Below are 18,029 nucleotides of genomic sequence, written 5' to 3'. Positions count from 1 at the left end.
GTCCCTTCATCGAGAGGACCCCTGATGAGCCTGTCGACCCGCTTTCCCGCGGCTACCGCGGCTGCCGCGGCCGCCCTCCTGCTCCTAACCGCCTGCGGCGGCGGCTCCTCGGGAGCCGCCGGGCCGTCGGGTGACGCCTTCAAGATCAGCTTCGCCAACTTCACCGAAGCGGCGCCGCTGTTCCGCGTCATCCACACCAACCTGGACGACGTCATCTCCCGAGGCGACTCCGGCCTCGAACTCAAGTGGTACGACAATGCCGGCGACGCCGCGAAGATGTCGCAAAACGCGCAGCTCATGGTCCAGGACCAGCCGGACGCGATCGTCGTGTACCCGGTGTCCGCGGCGACCCAGGGCGTGTCCCAGATCCTGGCCGACGGAAGGATCCCCTGCGTGTCGGTCAACCTCGACACCGAGGCCTGCGACTTCCTCAACATCGACAACCGGGCGTTGGGCGAGCAGACCGCGGAGATCATCGGCCGGGCCGCCGCCGAGCGAGGATGGAACGCCTCGAACACGACCGTGCTCATCGGCCAGAACGCGGCGTCCGGTGAGCAGGTGAACGACTGCGTGCGGTACTTCTACTCGACCATCGCGCCGATCCTCGGCCTGGAGGAGGTCGACCCGACGACGATCACGCCCACCACGACGACGATCGGCGCGAACGCCATCCAGTTCGAGGGCGCCTCGACGCTGCAACCATCGTTCGAGGCCGTCACCAACCTGCTGCCCAGCATCCCGGCCGGCAACAACATCATCCTGTACACGGTCAACAACGACTCGACCACCGGCGCGCTGCGTGCTCTGGAGGACGCCGGCCGGGGTGGCGACGACGTCCTTCTCATCGGCGGGCTCGGCGGCGACGAGACCGGGATCACCGCGCTGCGCGAGGACCCGCGCTGGGTCGCCGAGGGCGACATCTTCGTCTCGTGGTGGGGCGCCTATGCCGCGGCGATGGCGAAGGCCGTGGCGGAGGGCGCCAAGCCGCCCGCCGACGTCACGCCCCTGCCGCAGATCGTGCTCGACAAGACGACCGTCGACGAGTACCACGCGCCGGGCAGCGCCGCGGTCTCGAAGCTGCCCCCTCTGGTGCCGGACAACGAGTTCCTCGACCAGAGTGGCGTCCTGCAGTACGTGCGTGGGGTGGCCGGCCTGTGATCGACGACGACCTGGCAGGGACGAAGGACGTCGTGGGGGCCATCGCCGAGCTCGCGGAGCGCTTCTCAGGACAGCTGGCGGTGTCGGCGGTGGACCTGTCCACGGGCGAGCGGGTGGACTGGCGACCGGACGTCGTGATGCCGACGGCGAGCGTGATCAAGGAGCCGATACTCCTCGCCCTGCTGCGGGCAGCGGAAGCGGGCCGGCTCGACCTCGACACCCGGGTCACGCTGCGGGAGAGTGAGCGCGTCGGGGGCTCGGGCGTCCTGAAGGTCTTCGGCGGCGGACTCCAGCCGACCGTCCGTGACGTCGCAACCCTGATGATCAACGTCAGCGACAACACCGCGACCAACAAGGTGCTCGACCTGCTCGGCGGCCCGGAACCGGTGAACGTCGCCATGGCGGAGTTGGGGCTGAACACGATCCGGCTGCACAACTTTGTGGACTTCGAGGTCATCGGCGAGGACGTGCGGCGCCTCGGTGAGGCCAGCGTCCGGGAACTCTGCGAACTGGGCCGGCTGATCGCCACCCGGCAGGCGTTCAGCCCGACGGTGAGCGCCACCGCCGAGGAGATCCTGTCCACCCAGCAGTACCTCGACCAGGCCATGCGGTACACGCTGGCCAACCCCTACGCGCGGGAGCTGGGACTGGCCGCGCCGCTCACGGTGGCGAGCAAGACCGGCTTCTTCACCGGTACGCGCGTCGACGCGGGCATCGTGCGGTTCGGCACAGGGGGCGGCTTCACCTACGCCATGGCCAACCACGAGGCCGCCGACACCTCGTTCCTCCCCGAGGCGGAGGGCTCGGTGCTGAACGGTCTGGTCGGCCGCCTCCTCGTCGAGCACTGGTGGCCGGCCGATGCCGGGCCGCCTCCGGTCGTGCCGACGGCGTACGAGGTCTTGCGGCAGGGGGCTCAGTGAGCACGCGGATCCTGTTCACCGGTGGCCTCCTGGTCGACGGAACGGGCGCCCCCGCCCGACCGGCCGACGTCCTCGTCGACGGGAGCCTGATCGCGCAGGTCACGGAGCCGGGCCGGCTCCGCGACGACGGCGCCACATCGCGCGAGCTTGGTGGCGCCGTGCTGTGCCCCGGTTTCATCGACGTGCACTCGCACGCCGACAACGCGCCACTGCTGGCCGAGGACGACCAGTCGAAGATCACCCAAGGCGTCACCACCGAGGTGGTCGGCAACTGCGGTTTCAGTCTCGCGCCGATCGACGACTCGCACCGCGAGGCCCTGCGCGGCCTCATGGGGCGCATCTTTCCGCCGGTGGATGCGCCCTGGAGCAGCCTGGCCGAGCTATTCGAGGCGACCGACGCCGCGGGCTACGTCACGAACTACGCACCGCTGGTGGGCCACCACGCGCTGCGCGTCGCTGCCATGGGAATGGCGGACGGCGCGCCGGACGATCAGCAGCTGGCCGCCATGCGCTACTCGGCCGAGGAGGCCTTCGGCGCGGGGGCTTTCGGGCTGTCGAGCGGGCTGATCTATCCACCCGGGCTGTTCGCCGAGGACGGCGAGATCCACGCGCTGGCGAAGACCCTTCCGCCCGGCAGCCCGTACGTGACGCACATGCGCGGCGAGGGACGCATGCTGCTGGACAGCGTCGCCGAGGCGATCCGGGTTGGCGAGGTCAGTGGCCGGCCGGTGCAGGTCTCCCATCTCAAGGCCGCCGGCCGGGCCGTCTGGGGCCGGATGGGTGAGGTCCTGCAACTGCTCGACGACGCCCGGGCGGGCGGCGTCGACGTGACCCACGACGTCTACCCCTACCTGGCCGGAAGCACGATGCTCACCGCGACCCTGCCCCCGTGGTTCCAGGAGGGCGGCAATCCCGCCCTGCTGCGTCGTCTGGGGGATCCGGCCGCGCTGTCGCAGTTGCGCCGCGACATCGAGTCCGATGACGGGACCTGGGAGAACCACGTTGCCGCCTGCGGCTGGGCCGGCATCGTCGTGGCATCGAGCCGCAGTCACGAGTACGACGGCAGGAGCCTGCAGCAGATCGCCGACGGGATGGGGGTGGAACCGTTCCAGGCGCTGGTCGACGTCCTCCGGGGCGAAGAGCTGGAAGCCAGCATGATCGTCTTCTCGATGCGCGAGGAGGACCTCGTGGAGGCCCTCCTGCACCCATTCACGATGATCGGCTCCGACGGCCTGCCGCCTGGCGGAGGCGGTCGCCCGCATCCCCGGATGTGGGGCACCTTCCCCCGGGTGCTGAGCCGGTACGTGCGGGAGACCGGCGTCCTCACCCTCGAGGAGGCGATCCGGAAGATGACGTCGCTTCCTGCCCGGCGGTTCGGGCTCGATGCGCGGGGCGAGGTGCGCCCGGGCGCGATCGCCGACCTGGTCGTGCTCGATCCGGGGACCGTCCACGACCAGGCCGACTACGACGACCCGATCCGCCCCGCAGTGGGGATTCTCGACGTGCTGGTCGGCGGCCGGCTGGTCGTCGACGGAGGAACCTACGTCGGAGAACGTGCCGGTGCCCGTCTGGTTCCGTCGCGGTGAGGACTGCCGGATCGGAGATCGCGGGGACGCTGGTCGACGGGGCGTCGCACGAAGCCGACGCGGCCGCCCGCGCGGCGGATGTGGAGATCCGCCCCGCCACTCTGGACGACATCGGCGGGGTACAGGACGTTCTCGCCAGCGTCTGGGGTCCGGCCCAGCGCGTGCAGGCCAACCTCCTGATGGCCATGGCGCACGCCGGGGCCACGGTGGCATCCGCCGTGCGCGACGGCCTCCCCGTCGGCGCCTGCGTGGGCTTCCTCGGCTGGAAGGGCGGCATGCACCTGCACTCGCACATGACCGCCGTCCGGCCCGGTGTCCGTGCATCAGGCGTGGGCTACGCACTCAAGCTGTGGCAGCGCGCCGTCTGTCTGGGCAACGGCATCGACGAGATCCGCTGGACCTACGACCCGCTCGTACGACGCAACGCCTACTTCAACCTCGCCAAGCTCGGGGCCAGGGTCGTGGACTACGGGCCCGACTTCTACGGGGAGATGGACGACATCGTCAACGCCGGGGACCGGAGCGACCGGTTCGAGGTGAGCTGGGCGCTCGGGTCCCCTACCGCTACCGCCGCTCTCGGCGGCCCCCCCGTGACCCCAGGCGCCGCCACCCGGTTCGTCCGCCTCCCGGAGGACTACGACAGGATGCGGCGGGAAGACCCGGCCGCGGCCGGGTCATGGCGCGAGCGGGTCCGCCGGGAGATCGCCGAGCTGTGGGACGCCGGGATGCGGCCGGTCTGGGCGAGTGGCGGCTATGCGTTCCAGCCGGAGACCGGCCCGCGCGGGGGCGAGAGTGACTGAACGCGCGCGGGCGGGCACCGACGAGCCCGGTGCCCTGCTCGATCATCTGGAGCGCCTGGTGATGGCCGAGTCGCCGAGCGAGGACCTGGCGCTCGTCCGGTCCTGCGCCGACGTCGTCGCCGACCTGGTGCGGGAGTTCCTGGGCGAGTCGCCGCAGCGCGTGGACGTCGAGGGACGCCCGCACCTGCTGCTGCGCTCGGGCGCGGAGCGCCCGGTGCTCCTGCTGGCGCACCTGGACACGGTCTGGCCGGCCGGGACCACGGCCCACTGGCCGTTCACCGTCGACGGCGACTGGGCCACCGGGCCCGGCGTCTTCGACATGAAGGCCGGGCTGCTACAGGGACTGCAGGCGATGCGCGCGTCCCGCGCCCGGGACGTCGATCTCCTCATCACTAGTGACGAGGAGATCGGCTCCCCCACGTCGCGTGGGCTCATCGAGCGCGAGGCAAGGCGGGCCCGGGCTGTCCTGGTGCTGGAGCCGAGCGCGGACGGCGCACCCAAGACCGCCCGCAAGGGCGTGTCGATGTACCGACTGCAGGTGCACGGTCGGGCCAGCCATGCCGGGCTCGAGCCGGAGGCCGGGATCAACGCGCTGGTGGAGCTCGCGGCGCAGGTCGCCGTCCTGGAGGGTCTCGCGGACCCCAGAGCCGGCACGACCGTGACCCCGACGGTGGCCCGGGCCGGGTCGACGGCCAACACCGTTCCCGCGGCTGCGGAGGTGGCCCTCGACGTCCGGGCCTGGAGCGCGGCGGAGCAGGACCGGGTGGACACCGCCCTGCGTTCCCTCACCCCGACACTCTCCGGTGCCACCCTCGACCTGCTCGGCGGGGTGAACCGACCGCCGCTGGAGGTCGCCGCATCGGCTTCTCTGATGGGCCTGGCGGCCCGATGCGCCGAGGAGTTGGGGTTCGCCCTGCCGGCGGGTCGCGCGGTCGGCGGCGCGTCGGACGGCAACTTCACCGCCGGTCTCGGCGTGCCGACCCTTGACGGGCTGGGCGCGGTCGGCCACGGGGCGCACGCACCCGGCGAGCGCGTTCTGGTGCCGGCGCTGGCGGAGCGGGCCGCGCTCGTCACCCGCCTGCTGGTGGTCCTGTCAGCGGCTGACGAACAGACGGAGGTCCACACGTGAAGATCGAGCTGGTCGAACTACGACGCATCGCCATACCTCTGGTCCGGCCGTTCCGCACCTCGTTCGGCACGCAGACCGAGCGGGACATCCTGCTGGTCCGCGTGGTGACCGACGTCGGTGAGGGTTGGGGCGAGTGCGTCGCGCTGTCGGACCCGGTGTACAGCAGCGAGTACGTGTCCGGTGCCCACCAGGTGTTGCGCGACTACCTGGTGCCCCAGGTGCTGACGGCACCGCTGAGCTCGACGCGGAGGCTGGCCGAGCGGACGTCCTCGGTAGTGGGCCACCGCATGGCGAAGGCGGCGCTGGAAACGGCCCTGCTCGACGCAGAGCTGCGGGCCGCCTCGATGTCCATGGCCACCTACCTCGGCGGCACCCGCGACCGCGTGGACTGCGGCGTGTCGGTCGGCATCGCGGCGTCGGTGCCCGCCCTGCTCGACGAGGTGCGCGGCTACGTCGAGGAGGGATACCGCAGGATCAAGTTGAAGGTCGAGCCGGGATGGGACATCGAGCCAGTGGCGGCCGTCCGTGCCGAGTTCGGCGAGGAACTGCTGCTGCAGGTCGACGCGAACACCGCCTACACCGCCGCCGACGTGCGACACCTGGCCCGCTTCGATGAGTTCGGCCTCCTGTTGATCGAGCAACCCTTCGACGAGGAGGACATCGAGTCGCACCGGGTGCTCGCCGAGGCGATCAGCACCCCGGTCTGCCTCGACGAGTCGGTGGTGTCTGCCGCCTCGGCCGCCGACGCCATCCGGCGCGGTGCCTGCACCGTGGTGAACATCAAGGCCGGGCGGGTCGGCGGTTACCTGGAGGCGGCGCGGGTGCACGACGTATGTGTGGCCCTGGCCGTCCCGGTCTGGTGCGGCGGCATGCTGGAGACCGGGCTCGGTCGTGCAGCCAATGTCGCCCTGGCGTCGTTGCCCGGCTTCACGCTTCCCGGCGACACGTCCGCGTCGAGCCGCTACTACCGGGAGGACATCACCGAGCCCTTCGTGCTGCAGGACGGCCGGCTCGCGGTGCCGCAGGGGCCGGGTATCGGTGTGCTGCCCCGGATGGACGTCCTGGACGCGGTGACGACGAGCCGGGAGGAACTCGCGGCGCGGTGAGCACTAGGTGGTCAGCGCGGTGGCAATGCCCGGAGCTGGATCGCCGCGACGATCCGCTCGGACGGGTCGGACAGGTCCAGGCCCACCCGCTCCTGCAGGCGGCGCAGCCGGTACCGGAACGTGTTCGGGTGGACGCCGAGGCGCGCGGCGGCGACGCGGACATCACCCAGGCAGTCGAGGTAGGCCGATAGGGTCGCGACCAGGTCGCCGCCACCGTCCGCCTCGACGAGGGCCTGGACCTTTCCTTCACGCAGTTCGACCCGCTCGCGCACCAGATCCACCAGGTCGAGCAGGGTGACCTGGCTGCGCACGTCGGCATGGGCGACCACGTGCCTCTCGACCATGCCGTGTCTGAGGACGCGCAACGCGCTGTCGGCCTGCCGCCGGGACACGACGATGTCCCGAGGGGTGGCAGCCAGGCATCCGACGGAGGCCAGCACTTGCAGCCCGGTCGCCCGCGCTGCGTGCCGGGCGGCGTCCGCCGCGATGCGCAGAGCGGTGGACACGTCGGGGGTACCGGGACCCGGGGCGGAGACGATGACGTACACCCGGGGCCCCTCCTCCACGACCACCACCCGGCGGCCGAGGGTGGCGCAGTAGGTCGTGACGGCACGGGCGAGACGGACGCGGGCGGGCACCGCCTCCTGCGCCTCCAGCACGATCACCCAGTGGGTGTCCTGCAGGCGGAGCCCGGCACTGGTCGCCAGCAGGTCCGCGGGCGTGCCCCCGGCGAGCAGCTCCCGACCCACGTCCTGGGTCCGCGACTGGTCGGCCTGCAGTTCCAGACGGTGGTACAGCAGGTGGAGGGCGGCCGTGCCCGCTGCCTCCTGGAGTATTGCTACGCAGTCCTCGCTGAGCGGGCCGCCGGATTCGGCCACCCAGAGCGAACCGAGGAACTCCCCCGCCGCTCGGATGCCCACGGTCCACCGCGGTCCCAGGCCCAGCTCGGGGACCGGTTCGGTCTTGACAACGTCGTCGGTGGACCGCAAGGCCTGCAGCACGCCGCGCTTCTGCAGCAGGCTCACGAACGAACGGGGCACCGCCCGGCCGAGGATCGTCTGCTTGCGGGGTTCGTCGACCTCGCCGTGGATGCTGGAGTACGCCAGCACCCGGTAGCTCGGGTCCTCGATGGTCACCGCGCCGCCCACTCGGACGGCGACGTCGGTCGCGAAGGCGAAGAGGTCGCCCAGGACCGGCCCGTCGGGGCGGGCGGAGGACGCCGGCCCACCGCTGACCACCGCGGCGCGCAGGATGGTCGCCAGGTGTACCCACGGGGTCGCCGGAGCAGCGAGCAGCGCCACATCCCACCCGTCGGCGCGCATCGCGAGAGCCGGGTCAAGACCGCGCGCGCCGCGCAGGACGACGCCCGGGAGATCGCGGCCGGCCGCGTACTCGACGACCAGGGCCACCGCTTCCGGGGTCGGCTCCACGCCCACCGCCAGCAGCAGCTCGCCGGGCCGGGAATCGGCTTCGATGACGTCGTCGTAGATGCAGACACCGGTGACGACGCGGGCCAGCGAGCCGGCCGAGGTGGTCAGCGGCCGGATCAGGCCCGGACCGACCCGGGCCAGGACGTGGCTGATCGTCATCCCGCCGGCCTGTACCGGCTGCACCCAGCCCGCTTCCTGGCCGGCAGGTGCCGCTTGCGGCGTCACGAACCGAATCATGCCAGGGGCAGATGCTGGACCTCATCCTCAGCGGCGGGACGGTGCTCGACGGCACCGGCAATCCCGGCTCCCGCGCCGCGGTGGGCGAGGCAGGACCTGCTTGACTTCGCGACGATGAACGCGGGCCTGGACGGCCGCAGCCGGGTTCTTGTTCAGCCGGGGGTCGGTCATGATCCGTCGATGAAGTCGTCCATCACCGTTGCGATGTTGTAGACCTTGCCGAGGCGGTCGTACAGCGTCGGGGGTTGATCGGGCTCCATCGCGCCCCGCCATGACATGCGATGGAGCCCGGATCACGTCAGCGCGACAAGAACTGAGCCCCGCCAAGTCTTCGCGGCCCGCATCACCGAGACAAGGCCCGACGGGCGGCTACGCCTCATCCTCGGTAGTGGAACGACGATGATCAGCTGTGTCCTCGGCAAACCGCGCAATCAGCTCAAGGCTTGACCGCATGTTCGAGCGGAGGTCGGCCTGCAGGTCGCGGACGCCGAACAGCACTCGCAACATCACATGCAGGCCTCGCGGTACCGGCCGTACGACCTCGTAGGACTCCACCACCATGGTGCCGTCCTGGTCGGGTTCGAACCGGTATCGCCACCGAATGCTGCCACCGCCACGTTCGGTCCGGCGGATCGCGAACTCCCGTCCCGGATCCGCGGTCTCGACAACCGGCGTGTTCGACCACGTGAACCAGCGCCGCTTGTTGCGGGCGACGAAGCGGGCCCCCACCGCCGCGCCTGATGCGCCGTCGAGCCACCGACACTCGATCACTTCCGGGCTCCAGTCGGGTGTCCGCGTGACGTCGGACACCAGGGCGTAGAGCAGCTGCGGGTCGGCAGCGACATGCCGGCGCACCTCGTCACGACTCAACCGCTGCATCGCTTCCCTCCCAGGGTGACCTTGTCCGCAGCCGGATCCCAATAGGCCATAGGATGACCTATATTCCATAGGCTTGTCTATGGTGTATTCATGCCTGACATCGAACGCGGACCAGCGACCGCCGGCCCAGAAGGACAGCACCGCCCGCCACTTGACGGGCCACGCGAGCGGCGCCGGCGGCAGACCCGCGAGGAAATCCTCGACGCTGCACTCGACGTCGTGACCGAGCAGGGTGTCGCAGCACTGAACCTGTCCGAGGTGGCCCGGCGGGTCGGCCTACGCCAGCCCTCCCTCTACCAGTACTTCGACTCGAGGCTGGCGGTCTACGACGCGCTGTTCGAGCGAGGCATGGCGCAGCACCTGGACCTCGTGCGCAGCGCGATCGCCGCGAACCCACCGGGGCTGGCCGCCCTGCGGGCGATCGCCGTCGGCACGGTGCGGTACTCGGTCGAGCATCCCGCATTCGCGCAGTTGATGTTCTTCCCGGCGATCCCCGGATTCGAACCCTCCGGGCAGGCCTATCAGCCAAGCCTGGAGGTGCAGAAGCTCACCACGGCTGCCGTCGCAGCCGCAGTGCAGCGCAGCGAACTACACCCAGCCGCGGCGACGGAGCAAGGCCTCGCCCTCTTCATCGCGCTCGCCGCCGGCATCGCGTCACTCCAGCTCGGCAACGACCGACACTCAGGCTTCGACGAAGGCCGATACAGCCCGCTCGTCGAACCCGCCCTGGACATGTTCGCCGCCTACTTCTCACCGAACAAACAACCGGACTGGAGGCCATCGAACCAGCACCAGACATAAATTCATCCAGGACTGGGTCCCGACGCTCTCGCGGTGAATACCGCCGACAGCCAGCGGGAACGCAACCAGCGCGGACGGCGGAAAGCGATCGGCATTCTGCTCGCGCGCCGGATCGGTGCTGTGCTCGTGACCGCATTGGCCGGGCCCGGGTCGACCCTCGCAAGAACGTCGACAGGTCGTCAGAGTGGGTGATCTGGAGGCTCCGGTTGTGGTCGAGGTAGCCCTGGGCATGCTGGTGACCCTGGAGTGCTCGGGCCCGTCGAGCACAGATGCCTCGCGGCCGACACGGGGCCCGAGCGGAAACCGAGCGGCTATTGCATAAGGGCAACACAGAGACCACCGGATGACGATCGCAAGATGGCTGCACCGAGCAGCCGCGGCCGCCGCCGTACATGCCGCAGGCGGATATGCTTCCCCGCGCGAGGGTCACCGCCACCGCCTTGACCGCGTCACGTCGCCGCCGACTTGACCTTGTTCTTGAACTGCTCCCACTTGTCCTTGTGCTCGGCCCGGCGCTGCTCGCGCAGCACCCGCCGGGCCTCGGCGTCGGCAGCATCCTGGGCGGCCTCGGCCGCCTGGATCTCGGCATAGACATCCGCTGCGGAGCGGCGGGTGACCGTGCCACCCAGCGGGGACATGGCGTCGTCGATGACCTCGATGGCCACCTCGCCGCCTCGGCGACGAGGACCGTGTGTCCGGGCTCGATCTGCTTGCTGATCGCGTCCAGCGCAACGTCTTGATCCTCCGCGCGGGTCGCCGCTCCGACGCCGCCGGCGAGCATGCCGGTGTAGCCGCCCAGCAACATGCCCAGCGGCCCGCCGAGCACCCCGATCAGCATGCCGATCAGGCTGCCGCCCGCGACTGCGACGCCGGAGGCGACGTCATCTCCTTCGGGCCGACGCACCGCGCCGTCGGGTCCCCGCTCCAGCAACGCGGCCGCCCGGACCTCCACCCGTCCCGCATCGCCCGCCTGCCGCAGCTGGCTCAGCGCCTGGTAGGCCTTGCTCTGGTCGGCGAAAGCGACGACCACGACGTTCTCATCCATCTCGATCTTCCTCTCGTGTGTGACGAGCAGGCTCGAGCCTCCGTGTGAGGAGTGAGCCTGTGGTTGTGAGGAGAAGCCTCGAGCGCGTCGCCGACCCACCGCGCCAGCCCGGCGTCAAGCACCCCTTAATCCGTACGCGCCGTGTGCCCCCGCGTTGGTCACGAGAGGTGTCGTGGCAGCCGCTCGGCACGGCCCGGTGCCAACGACGCTAGGGCGCGGCCGACGACATCGAATCCCCGAAATCCGTAGTCCACCACTCCACGTGATGTCCCCTCGCACGACCGCTGGCCGCGCCCAGGGCGTCTTCGGCTGGCGATGACGCGCGGAGCCAGGCTGGGGTCAGCGGTGTCCGCCGGGGAGCGGATGATCGGCGTCGGGGAGCGGGTGGAGGGCGCCGATGCCCTCGTTGACGACGCGGTGGGCGAGCTGGGTGCAGGAGCTCACCCCGAGCTTCCGGAACACCTTGCGCAGGTGGTATTCCACGGTGCTCGGGCTGACGAACAGCTGAGCGGCGATCTCCCGGTTCGCGTGTCCGCGGCTCGTCAGCGCGGCGATCTGCGCCTCCTGGAGGTGAGCCTCTCCGGGGTCCCGACCTCACGCTTACGGGCATGCTCACCGGTGGCACCAGCTCTAGGCCGGCCCGCTGGGCGAAGCAGCGGAGGCCCATCGCGTTGAACATCTCGAGGGCTGTACGCCGCACGAGCTGCGGACTCGCTGGACCGACCGCGTCGTCCTGGTCGATGACGACAACCCCGCAGATCCGCACCGCTTTCTACGCGTGTGAATTCGTGGCAGCACCGCAAACCCCCTACCCGCACGCCGACGACCTCTTCGCCCCGACGATCGAGAAGCTGCGCGCGGCGGGCTACGGAAGGTGGCTTTCGGTGCGGCGAACGTACCGAAAGCCACCTTCGGTACATCGGGGGCCGGCCGAGGACAATGCCCGCATGACCGCCATCGACGGGGTCACCCCTGCGCCGGCCGACACCGCCGCCGGACGCGACGACCCCACACCCTCCGGACACGTGATCGTCTACGGCGTGCGCGGCGTCGGGCTGCGCACCGTCGAGCACCTGCACGCCGTCGGCGTCGACACCGTCGCGGTCGCCGCCGGCCCCGACGACGCCGATCCCGTCGCGGACGCCCTCCTCACGCGCTGGGGTGTGCCGCAGGTGACCGGCCGCACGCGGGAGGCGCTCGCGGCCGCGCGGCTCGACACCGCCGCCGCGGTGATCTGTGTCCTCGACGACGACCTGCGCAGCATGGAGACCGCCCTGCTCGTCCGGCGGGTCCGGCCGGACGTGCGGCTGGTCGTCCGCATGGGCAACTCGGCCGTGGGTCGCGCGCTGGCCGAGGCCGCCGGGGAGGACAGCGTCCTCGACGTCGCCGCCCTCGCCGCACCCGCGGTCGTCGAGGCCTGCCGGGGCACCCGTCCCCGCCGGATGGTGCTGGCCGGGCAGACCTTTCTCGCCACGGACCTGATCGTCGACCGGCCCGCGACACTGCGCGAGCTCTTCGGCGAGCTGGCGCCGATCGCGGTGTCCCGGGACGGGACGGCGACGATCGTGTCGCCGGGTCGCGACACCGCCGTGCGGCCCGGTGACCGGGTGACGGCCATCGGCACACCCGCGGAGTTCGCGGCCCGGCACGTCCCCGACCTTCCGCCCGAGCCGGACGAGCGGGCCCGGCACGCCGCCGGCGCCCGCTCGGCCGGTGCAGCCCGCGCCGTCGAGCTGGAGCAGTACGGCGGGACCCCCAACCTCCGCACGCTGCTGCGCTCGCTGCGCGCCGAGGCCGACCGCCCGCTGCGGACGACGCTGCTGACGCTGCTGGGCCTGGTCGTGCTGTCGATCGTCGTGCTGCGGCTCGGGTACGTCAAGGCCGACGGCTCGCACATGACCGTGCTCGACGCCCTGTACTTCACCGTGGAGACGATCGCCACCGTCGGGTACGGCGACTTCTCCTTCGCCCAGCAGGCGACGTGGCTGCGCGCGTTCGCCATCGCGATGATGTTCTGCGGGGTCGGGCTGGTCGCCTGCCTGTTCGCGCTGTTCACCGACCTGCTGGTGAGCACCCGACTGACCCGGTCGTTCGGGCATCATCGGGCCGAGACGACCCAGGGCCACGTCATCGTCGTCGGGCTGGGGTCGATCGGGCTGCGGGTCGTCCACAACCTGCTGGACGACGGCAACCGCGTGGTCGTCGTCGAGCGCGACCCGGACAACCGCCACCTCGGCCAGGTCCGCGCCCGGGGCGTGCCCGTCGTGATCGGCCACGCCACCGACGCCGCCGTGCTCGCCGACCTCAACCTCGGCGCCGCGGTCGCCGTTGCCGTGCTCACGAGCAACGACCTGGTCAACATCGAGACCGGGCTGACGGTGCGCGACCAGCTCGGCGACCGTTGGCCGGACGTCCCGGTGGTGCTGCGGGTGTTCGACCGCGAGCTCGGCGCGGCGGTCCACGAAGGTTTCGGCTTCCGCTACGTGCGCTCGACGGAGGCGCTGGTGGCGCCGTGGTTCGTCGGCGCCGCGCTGGGCCTCGGTGTGCTCGGCACCTTCCACGTCGGCCAAGACGCCTTCCTCGTGGGCCGCCTGACCGTTGCCCCCGGCGGGGGCCTGGACGGGATTGCGATGCAGGCGCTGTCGGCCCGCACCCGCGTGATCGCGATCCGCCGCGCCCGCACCGGGGAGATCGAGAACCCGCCGCGCAGCGGCACCCGGTTCGCGGCGGGAGACGAGGCGTACCTCGTCGGGCCGTACGAGGAGCTGCTGGAGGTCTTGCGTCGCGACTAGAGCCTGTCCCGCGGATCATGGGACGGGGTCGTGGAGCCAGATCCTGATCGAGGCGGCGTCGATGGTTCCGCGGAACGTGTAGTCGCGTTTGTCGTAGCGGGTGGCCACCGCCCGGTGGGCTGAGCTTGTTGATGGCGCGTTCGACAACGTTGCGCTGCTTGTAGACCTCGCAGTCGAACCAGGTGGATGCCCACCCGGGGTACTCCATGTAGCGCACCTGCTCGCGGGGGGTGCCCGCGTCCTGCATCCAGCTGTCCCGGTACGGAAGGGCTCCGTCGTCGAGGTTGTGGATGCCGAGATCGCGGCTGGTGAAATCGGACTGTCCGACGGGCAGTGCCAACGGGTCGGGATCGCCCGGGCCCTGCTGGTACACTCCCGGGTTTGCTGCTCGACGAACCCACCGTCGGGCGCCCAGCCCACGGACACCGATATGATCATCCTGATACGGCATGCAGAGAAACCTCTGCACCCCTCCAGTAGCCCGCACGGCGTCAACCCTGACGGCCAGGAGGACCCGCACAGCCTCACCGTCACCGGCTGGATCCGCGCAGGTGCGCTTGTCGAGTTGTTCGTCCCCTCCCGCGGCGACTCACCCGCGGAGCTGAGAAAGCCCGACACCATCTACGCCTCTGCGCACGCCGGCGGTCACAGCAAACGCTCAATACAGACCGTCGGCCCGCTGGCGGCCCGCCTCGGCCTGGAGGTCGTCAAACGCTATGCCGTCGGTGACGAGGCCCACCTCGCAAAAGAGATCAGCACCCGCCCCGGCGTCACCCTTATCGCCTGGCACCACGAATCCCTCCACAGGATCGGCCACCACCTGGGCGAGGTGCACCCAAGCCCACCCGATTACTGGCCGCCCGACCGCTTCGACCTCATCTGGACCTTCACCCCCGACGGCCACGGGTGGCGCTTCGCCCAAATCCCGCAACTCCTGCTGCCCGGCGACCTGCCCTACCCCATCGCTGCCCGCCCGACCTTGGCCGAGACCTGACCACCGACACCAGATGAGCAGTGCACAACGTCCTACACACCGGCGCCTACCTCACCATGTTCGCCGGCACCGAGATCGTTCTCGACGGCGCGCTGCCCGCTCCGCGCGGTGCAGAAGCTGCTCAAGTGAGACGACCGCACCGTAGAGCTCGGCCGGGTCGACGGCGGCCTCCTCGGTGGGCGCACCTCCCACGGCCGCGGCGCGCGGGGGCCAGCGTGGCGAGGCGGAGTGGAGGATGCGCAGCGCGTGCGCGTCGTCGTCGGCGCGGTGGTCGGCGACGCCCGCGACCCGCGCGTGCAGGTCCCACCGGGTCGAACAGATCGGCCAGTGGGTTCGCCCGCTCCCAGCCGGTCTCGGTCAACGAGCTGTCGTCCTTGTTGCCCTGCGCGTCGACGCCCGGGTGGGAGCCATCCGGTTTCTCACCGTGCGGGATGACCATCACACGGGTGCCAGGGACACCGCCGGCCGACTCGGCCGGCGGCGACGGCGGGGGGGCCACCGGCGCAGCCGACCACCGCAGCCGACATGGCCAGCGCGACTAGTGCGACGACCGGCCGCAGCACCACCCGCCGTGCTCCTCGACCCGACGGGTCACACACCCTCCCGGACCTCATTCGTCTTCTGCAGTGGCGGCTGGATGACGCCATGCCCCGGCTGCAGCCGCACGTCGATGATCATGTGGCCTTCGATCAGGTCGATCTCGGTGATCTCCTGGTAGGCCACTCGCCCACCGAGCTTGCGCTCGAGCTCGGCTACCAGCGCCGCCTCGTTCGTGTACACCCCGTCGAGGTGAACGTCCATGCGCCTGGAGCGATCGCGCAGCGGCTTGCAGTCGACGCCGAGCACGACCAGCAACAACACGACGTTCATCGCCACGACCAACCCGCGGTCCTCCAAACCCAAACCGTTGAGCAGACCCAGAACCAGCGCGAGGAAGTAGTACCCCACCTCCTGCTGGCTCACGCGGCCCGCCTGCAGCCGAATGATCGAGAGGATCGCGAACAGGCCGAAGCCCACCGCGAGCTCTACCCGCACCTGGGTGAGCACCGACATCGTCACGAAGACGCCGATGTTCAGTGCGACGTAGGACAGGAGCAGGTCCGTGCGCCAATGGCGGCGGAAGTACAGGACGTAGGTCATCAGGAAGAGGGCCACCAGGTCGATAACGAGGGACGTCCCGATGCCGCCGTATCTGTTCAGTAGGTCCTGCATTGTCGACTCCCGAGGTAGGGTCCTTCACCCGCTGTAGAACCGGAGATCTGAGGGGCTGCTCCGCGCCATCTCCCTGGCCTGGCGTGATGCCCTGCGCGTACGCATCCGGCAGCCCTTGCCAGCTGGATCATTCGACCCTCGACCGACCGTCTTAGTGTTCTGCTTCATGTGTCGGAGTACCGTGTCAAAGGTGCTCCTGTGACATGTACACCTTCTCTCCCCCGTTTGAAAAGCGTGGGCCCGTCATTGACGGCGAGTTCAGGCAGCACGCGGTCGAGGTGGTGTTCCCACTCGGCGAAGGCGGCTGTGGCGGTCTCCCAGCCTGTGGGTGCCGAAAAACCATGTCACCGCCTCTCACCTCGGCTTCCGCCGCCCGTTCCGGACGCCGCGCGGTCCGCAGGCGAGCGAGTGAGCATGATCGGCTGTCATGGCGTTCCGTCTGATCTACCTGATGCTGGTGCGCGTGCTCGGCTTGTTCGTGCTGGTCACCCGATCAGACGCCACCAAGGACGTCGAGATCCTCGTACTCCGCCACGAGATCGCGGTCCTCCGCCGGCAGAGCGCGGCGCCGAAGCTCTCCTGGACCGACCGTGCCCTGCTCAGCGCATTGAGCAGGCTGCTGCCCGCCCAGTTGCGCCGGCTCCGGCTTGTCTCACCCCGAACCCTGCTGCGCTGGCACTCCCACCTCGTTCCACGACGATGAACCTATCCGCGACGACCAAGACGGCCACCGGTCCAGCAGAACGTCCGAACCGTGGTGCTGCGGATGGCGCGAGAGAACCCAACGTGGGGCTACCGACGCGTGCGCCGTGAGGCGCTGATTGTTCGAGTGGGGGTGAGAGACCTCGACCGCCGTCCTGTCGCAGCAGGTCGGTGTTCTCGGCACCCACACGGCAGACTTTCGGAGCCATGATGATCGCCAGACGGTCCACTCTAGATGTTTAGGGGGATCGTGTCCCCGGGGTCAGGAGCCCGGCCCCGGCCCCGGATGCGGCTCCCCGAGGCGACCGAACCGCCCGACGCCGACCCCCGCGATTCGCGCGCGCGCTCTTTTCCGGCGACTCGCGCTCACTTCTGCAGCGACTCGCGGGTGGTCGGCCGGCGGTGCTATCCGCGCGTTCTCGGGGATGCCTTCCATACTGAGCCCGTGTTCGGGCGAGGTTCGACGTCCGGAGCCCCGCCCGCTGGGCTTGCCTTGGACCGGGTCTTCGCGGCCAAGTTCCTGGTAGCGAGCGCGCCGTCACCGACCAGGTCCCACCCGCGTTCGCGCAGCCGTCTCACCTCGGGGCTGCGAGCGAGCTCGGCCGCCTGCCGTCGCAACGTCGTCAGCTGTCGGCGTCCCTCAGGTTGACCCGCGTAGTAGCCGATCCCGGCCGCGATCGCGTAGCCGATTATTCCCATGACGTTCCTCCTGGCTCCTGTACCGAGCTGAACTCGGTCGAAATCGACGCGGTCGGTGGAGCTGTCGGTGACGATCTGTGCATCGACGACCGCGCGGTGGTGGCCGCCCGGGTGCCGCGGCGACGCATGTCCGCGTTGCCGGAGGGCGGGTGGGCTAGTCGTCTCGTACCCGGCGTGTGCGGACCCACACGCGAACGTGGCAGAACCGTGGTGAGGTGTCGTTGCAGTTGGGCTGGGCAGCCCATGGGCTTCGGTGGCCGGACGAAGTCGCCCGCGCGGTGTGGCGACAAGCGGTGGGGCGGTCCGCGCCTCGCGCTCGTGCAGGAGTTCGGCGTGGAGGGGGAGTGGTCCCCCGGCGACGGGGCTTCCGATCCGCTGGGGTATCCGTCGTCGGTTCCGGGTGGCGGCCTGAAGGATCGGCCTAGGCAAGACGCGCTGGCGCCGTTTCGGCACAGCGCGGCCCGGTCGGGGGCGCAGCCGGGCGGCTCGCGCGTTCCTGTTACCGGCGGCTCAGGCCGGCCCTGCTCGGCTTGCTTCTG

Annotated in this window: 16 protein-coding genes; 11 read left to right on the top strand and 5 right to left on the bottom strand. The window is 70.5% G+C overall.

Features of this window, described 5'->3' with window-relative positions:
- The first annotated feature begins 24 nt into the window (after positions 1-24).
- From ABD143_RS22335 to menC, 6 genes are read left to right on the top strand one after another with little or no spacing between them, the layout of a single operon-like run.
- Entirely contained in the window at positions 25-1,158 is a 1,134-nt protein-coding gene (locus ABD143_RS22335; RefSeq protein WP_343981686.1) for a sugar ABC transporter substrate-binding protein, read from the top strand.
- Positions 1,155-2,078, top strand: a complete 924-nt coding sequence (locus ABD143_RS22330; RefSeq protein WP_343981683.1) for a serine hydrolase — start codon at positions 1,155-1,157, stop codon at positions 2,076-2,078. The genes ABD143_RS22335 and ABD143_RS22330 overlap by 4 nt, the downstream gene beginning before the upstream one ends.
- Positions 2,075-3,664 carry an N-acyl-D-amino-acid deacylase family protein gene (locus ABD143_RS22325; protein WP_343981680.1) on the top strand — a complete coding sequence of 530 codons (1,590 nt, stop codon included), beginning with the start codon at positions 2,075-2,077 and terminating at the stop codon, positions 3,662-3,664. The genes ABD143_RS22330 and ABD143_RS22325 overlap by 4 nt, the downstream gene beginning before the upstream one ends.
- A complete protein-coding gene (locus tag ABD143_RS22320; RefSeq protein WP_343981677.1) occupies positions 3,661-4,464 on the top strand; it encodes a GNAT family N-acetyltransferase in 804 nt (267 codons plus the stop codon). The genes ABD143_RS22325 and ABD143_RS22320 overlap by 4 nt, the downstream gene beginning before the upstream one ends.
- Positions 4,457-5,593 carry a M20 family metallopeptidase gene (locus tag ABD143_RS22315; protein WP_343981674.1) on the top strand — a complete coding sequence of 379 codons (1,137 nt, stop codon included), beginning with the start codon at positions 4,457-4,459 and terminating at the stop codon, positions 5,591-5,593. The genes ABD143_RS22320 and ABD143_RS22315 overlap by 8 nt, the downstream gene beginning before the upstream one ends.
- Positions 5,590-6,699: an o-succinylbenzoate synthase gene (menC, locus tag ABD143_RS22310; RefSeq protein ID WP_343981671.1), complete on the top strand. Its 1,110-nt coding sequence runs from the start codon at positions 5,590-5,592 to the stop codon at positions 6,697-6,699. The genes ABD143_RS22315 and menC overlap by 4 nt, the downstream gene beginning before the upstream one ends.
- Positions 6,700-6,710: 11 nt before the next feature.
- Here the strand turns inward: menC and ABD143_RS22305 are convergent, their stop codons facing one another.
- Complete coding sequence (locus ABD143_RS22305; protein WP_343981668.1) at positions 6,711-8,354, bottom strand: PucR family transcriptional regulator; 1,644 nt, start codon at positions 8,352-8,354, stop codon at positions 6,711-6,713.
- A gap of 381 nt (positions 8,355-8,735) precedes the next feature.
- Positions 8,736-9,386 carry an SRPBCC family protein gene (locus ABD143_RS22300; RefSeq protein ID WP_343981665.1) on the bottom strand — a complete coding sequence of 217 codons (651 nt, stop codon included), beginning with the start codon at positions 9,384-9,386 and terminating at the stop codon, positions 8,736-8,738.
- Between ABD143_RS22300 and ABD143_RS22295 the strand changes: the two genes are divergently transcribed.
- The gene (locus ABD143_RS22295) at positions 9,336-10,046 is read left to right on the top strand and encodes a TetR/AcrR family transcriptional regulator (protein WP_343981661.1); all 711 of its coding nucleotides are present in this window, start codon (positions 9,336-9,338) and stop codon (positions 10,044-10,046) included. The two genes, ABD143_RS22300 and ABD143_RS22295, sit on opposite strands and share 51 nt — an antisense overlap.
- A gap of 449 nt (positions 10,047-10,495) precedes the next feature.
- Here ABD143_RS22295 and ABD143_RS22290 read toward each other — a convergent pair whose 3' ends face one another.
- Positions 10,496-10,711, bottom strand: coding sequence for a hypothetical protein (locus ABD143_RS22290; protein ID WP_343981658.1), 216 nt, complete (start codon positions 10,709-10,711; stop codon positions 10,496-10,498).
- A gap of 26 nt (positions 10,712-10,737) precedes the next feature.
- Here ABD143_RS22290 and ABD143_RS22285 point away from each other — a divergent pair, with 26 nt between their 5' ends.
- Positions 10,738-11,139, top strand: coding sequence for a hypothetical protein (locus ABD143_RS22285; protein ID WP_343981655.1), 402 nt, complete (start codon positions 10,738-10,740; stop codon positions 11,137-11,139).
- A 291-nt stretch (positions 11,140-11,430) separates the two neighbouring features.
- Here the strand turns inward: ABD143_RS22285 and ABD143_RS22280 are convergent, their stop codons facing one another.
- Positions 11,431-11,607, bottom strand: coding sequence for a helix-turn-helix domain-containing protein (locus ABD143_RS22280; RefSeq protein WP_343982821.1), 177 nt, complete (start codon positions 11,605-11,607; stop codon positions 11,431-11,433).
- Between the two features lie 431 nt (positions 11,608-12,038).
- Here ABD143_RS22280 and ABD143_RS22275 point away from each other — a divergent pair, with 431 nt between their 5' ends.
- Both ABD143_RS22275 and ABD143_RS22265 read left to right on the top strand, forming a co-directional pair.
- Positions 12,039-13,883, top strand: coding sequence for a potassium channel family protein (locus tag ABD143_RS22275; RefSeq protein ID WP_343981652.1), 1,845 nt, complete (start codon positions 12,039-12,041; stop codon positions 13,881-13,883).
- A gap of 286 nt (positions 13,884-14,169) precedes the next feature.
- Complete coding sequence (locus ABD143_RS22265) at positions 14,170-14,877, top strand: hypothetical protein (RefSeq protein ID WP_343981649.1); 708 nt, start codon at positions 14,170-14,172, stop codon at positions 14,875-14,877.
- 591 nt (positions 14,878-15,468) lie between these two features.
- Here the strand turns inward: ABD143_RS22265 and ABD143_RS22260 are convergent.
- Entirely contained in the window at positions 15,469-16,089 is a 621-nt protein-coding gene (locus ABD143_RS22260) for a DUF4956 domain-containing protein (protein WP_343981646.1), read from the bottom strand.
- Positions 16,090-16,516: 427 nt separating this feature from the next.
- On the opposite strand from ABD143_RS22260, the gene ABD143_RS22255 reads away from it, so the two are divergent.
- The gene (locus tag ABD143_RS22255) at positions 16,517-16,792 is read left to right on the top strand and encodes an integrase (RefSeq protein ID WP_343981643.1); all 276 of its coding nucleotides are present in this window, start codon (positions 16,517-16,519) and stop codon (positions 16,790-16,792) included.
- Positions 16,793-18,029: the final 1,237 nt, after the last annotated feature.

The organism is Pseudonocardia aurantiaca, assembly GCF_039526725.1.
In the GTDB taxonomy this organism is placed as follows: Bacteria; Actinomycetota; Actinomycetes; order Mycobacteriales; family Pseudonocardiaceae; genus Pseudonocardia; species Pseudonocardia aurantiaca.
This window is presented reverse-complemented; position numbering and strand designations above follow the sequence as displayed.

Excerpts from the sequence above, each read along its gene's own strand:
- ABD143_RS22295 (WP_343981661.1), top strand. The coding sequence starts at position 9,336 with ATGCCTGACATCGAACGCGGACCAGCGACCGCCGGCCCAGAAGGACAG.
- ABD143_RS22335 (WP_343981686.1), top strand. The coding sequence starts at position 25 with ATGAGCCTGTCGACCCGCTTTCCCGCGGCTACCGCGGCTGCCGCGGCC.
- ABD143_RS22275 (WP_343981652.1), top strand. The coding sequence starts at position 12,039 with ATGACCGCCATCGACGGGGTCACCCCTGCGCCGGCCGACACCGCCGCC.
- ABD143_RS22255 (WP_343981643.1), top strand. The coding sequence starts at position 16,517 with ATGGCGTTCCGTCTGATCTACCTGATGCTGGTGCGCGTGCTCGGCTTG.
- ABD143_RS22260 (WP_343981646.1), bottom strand. The coding sequence starts at position 16,089 with ATGCAGGACCTACTGAACAGATACGGCGGCATCGGGACGTCCCTCGTT.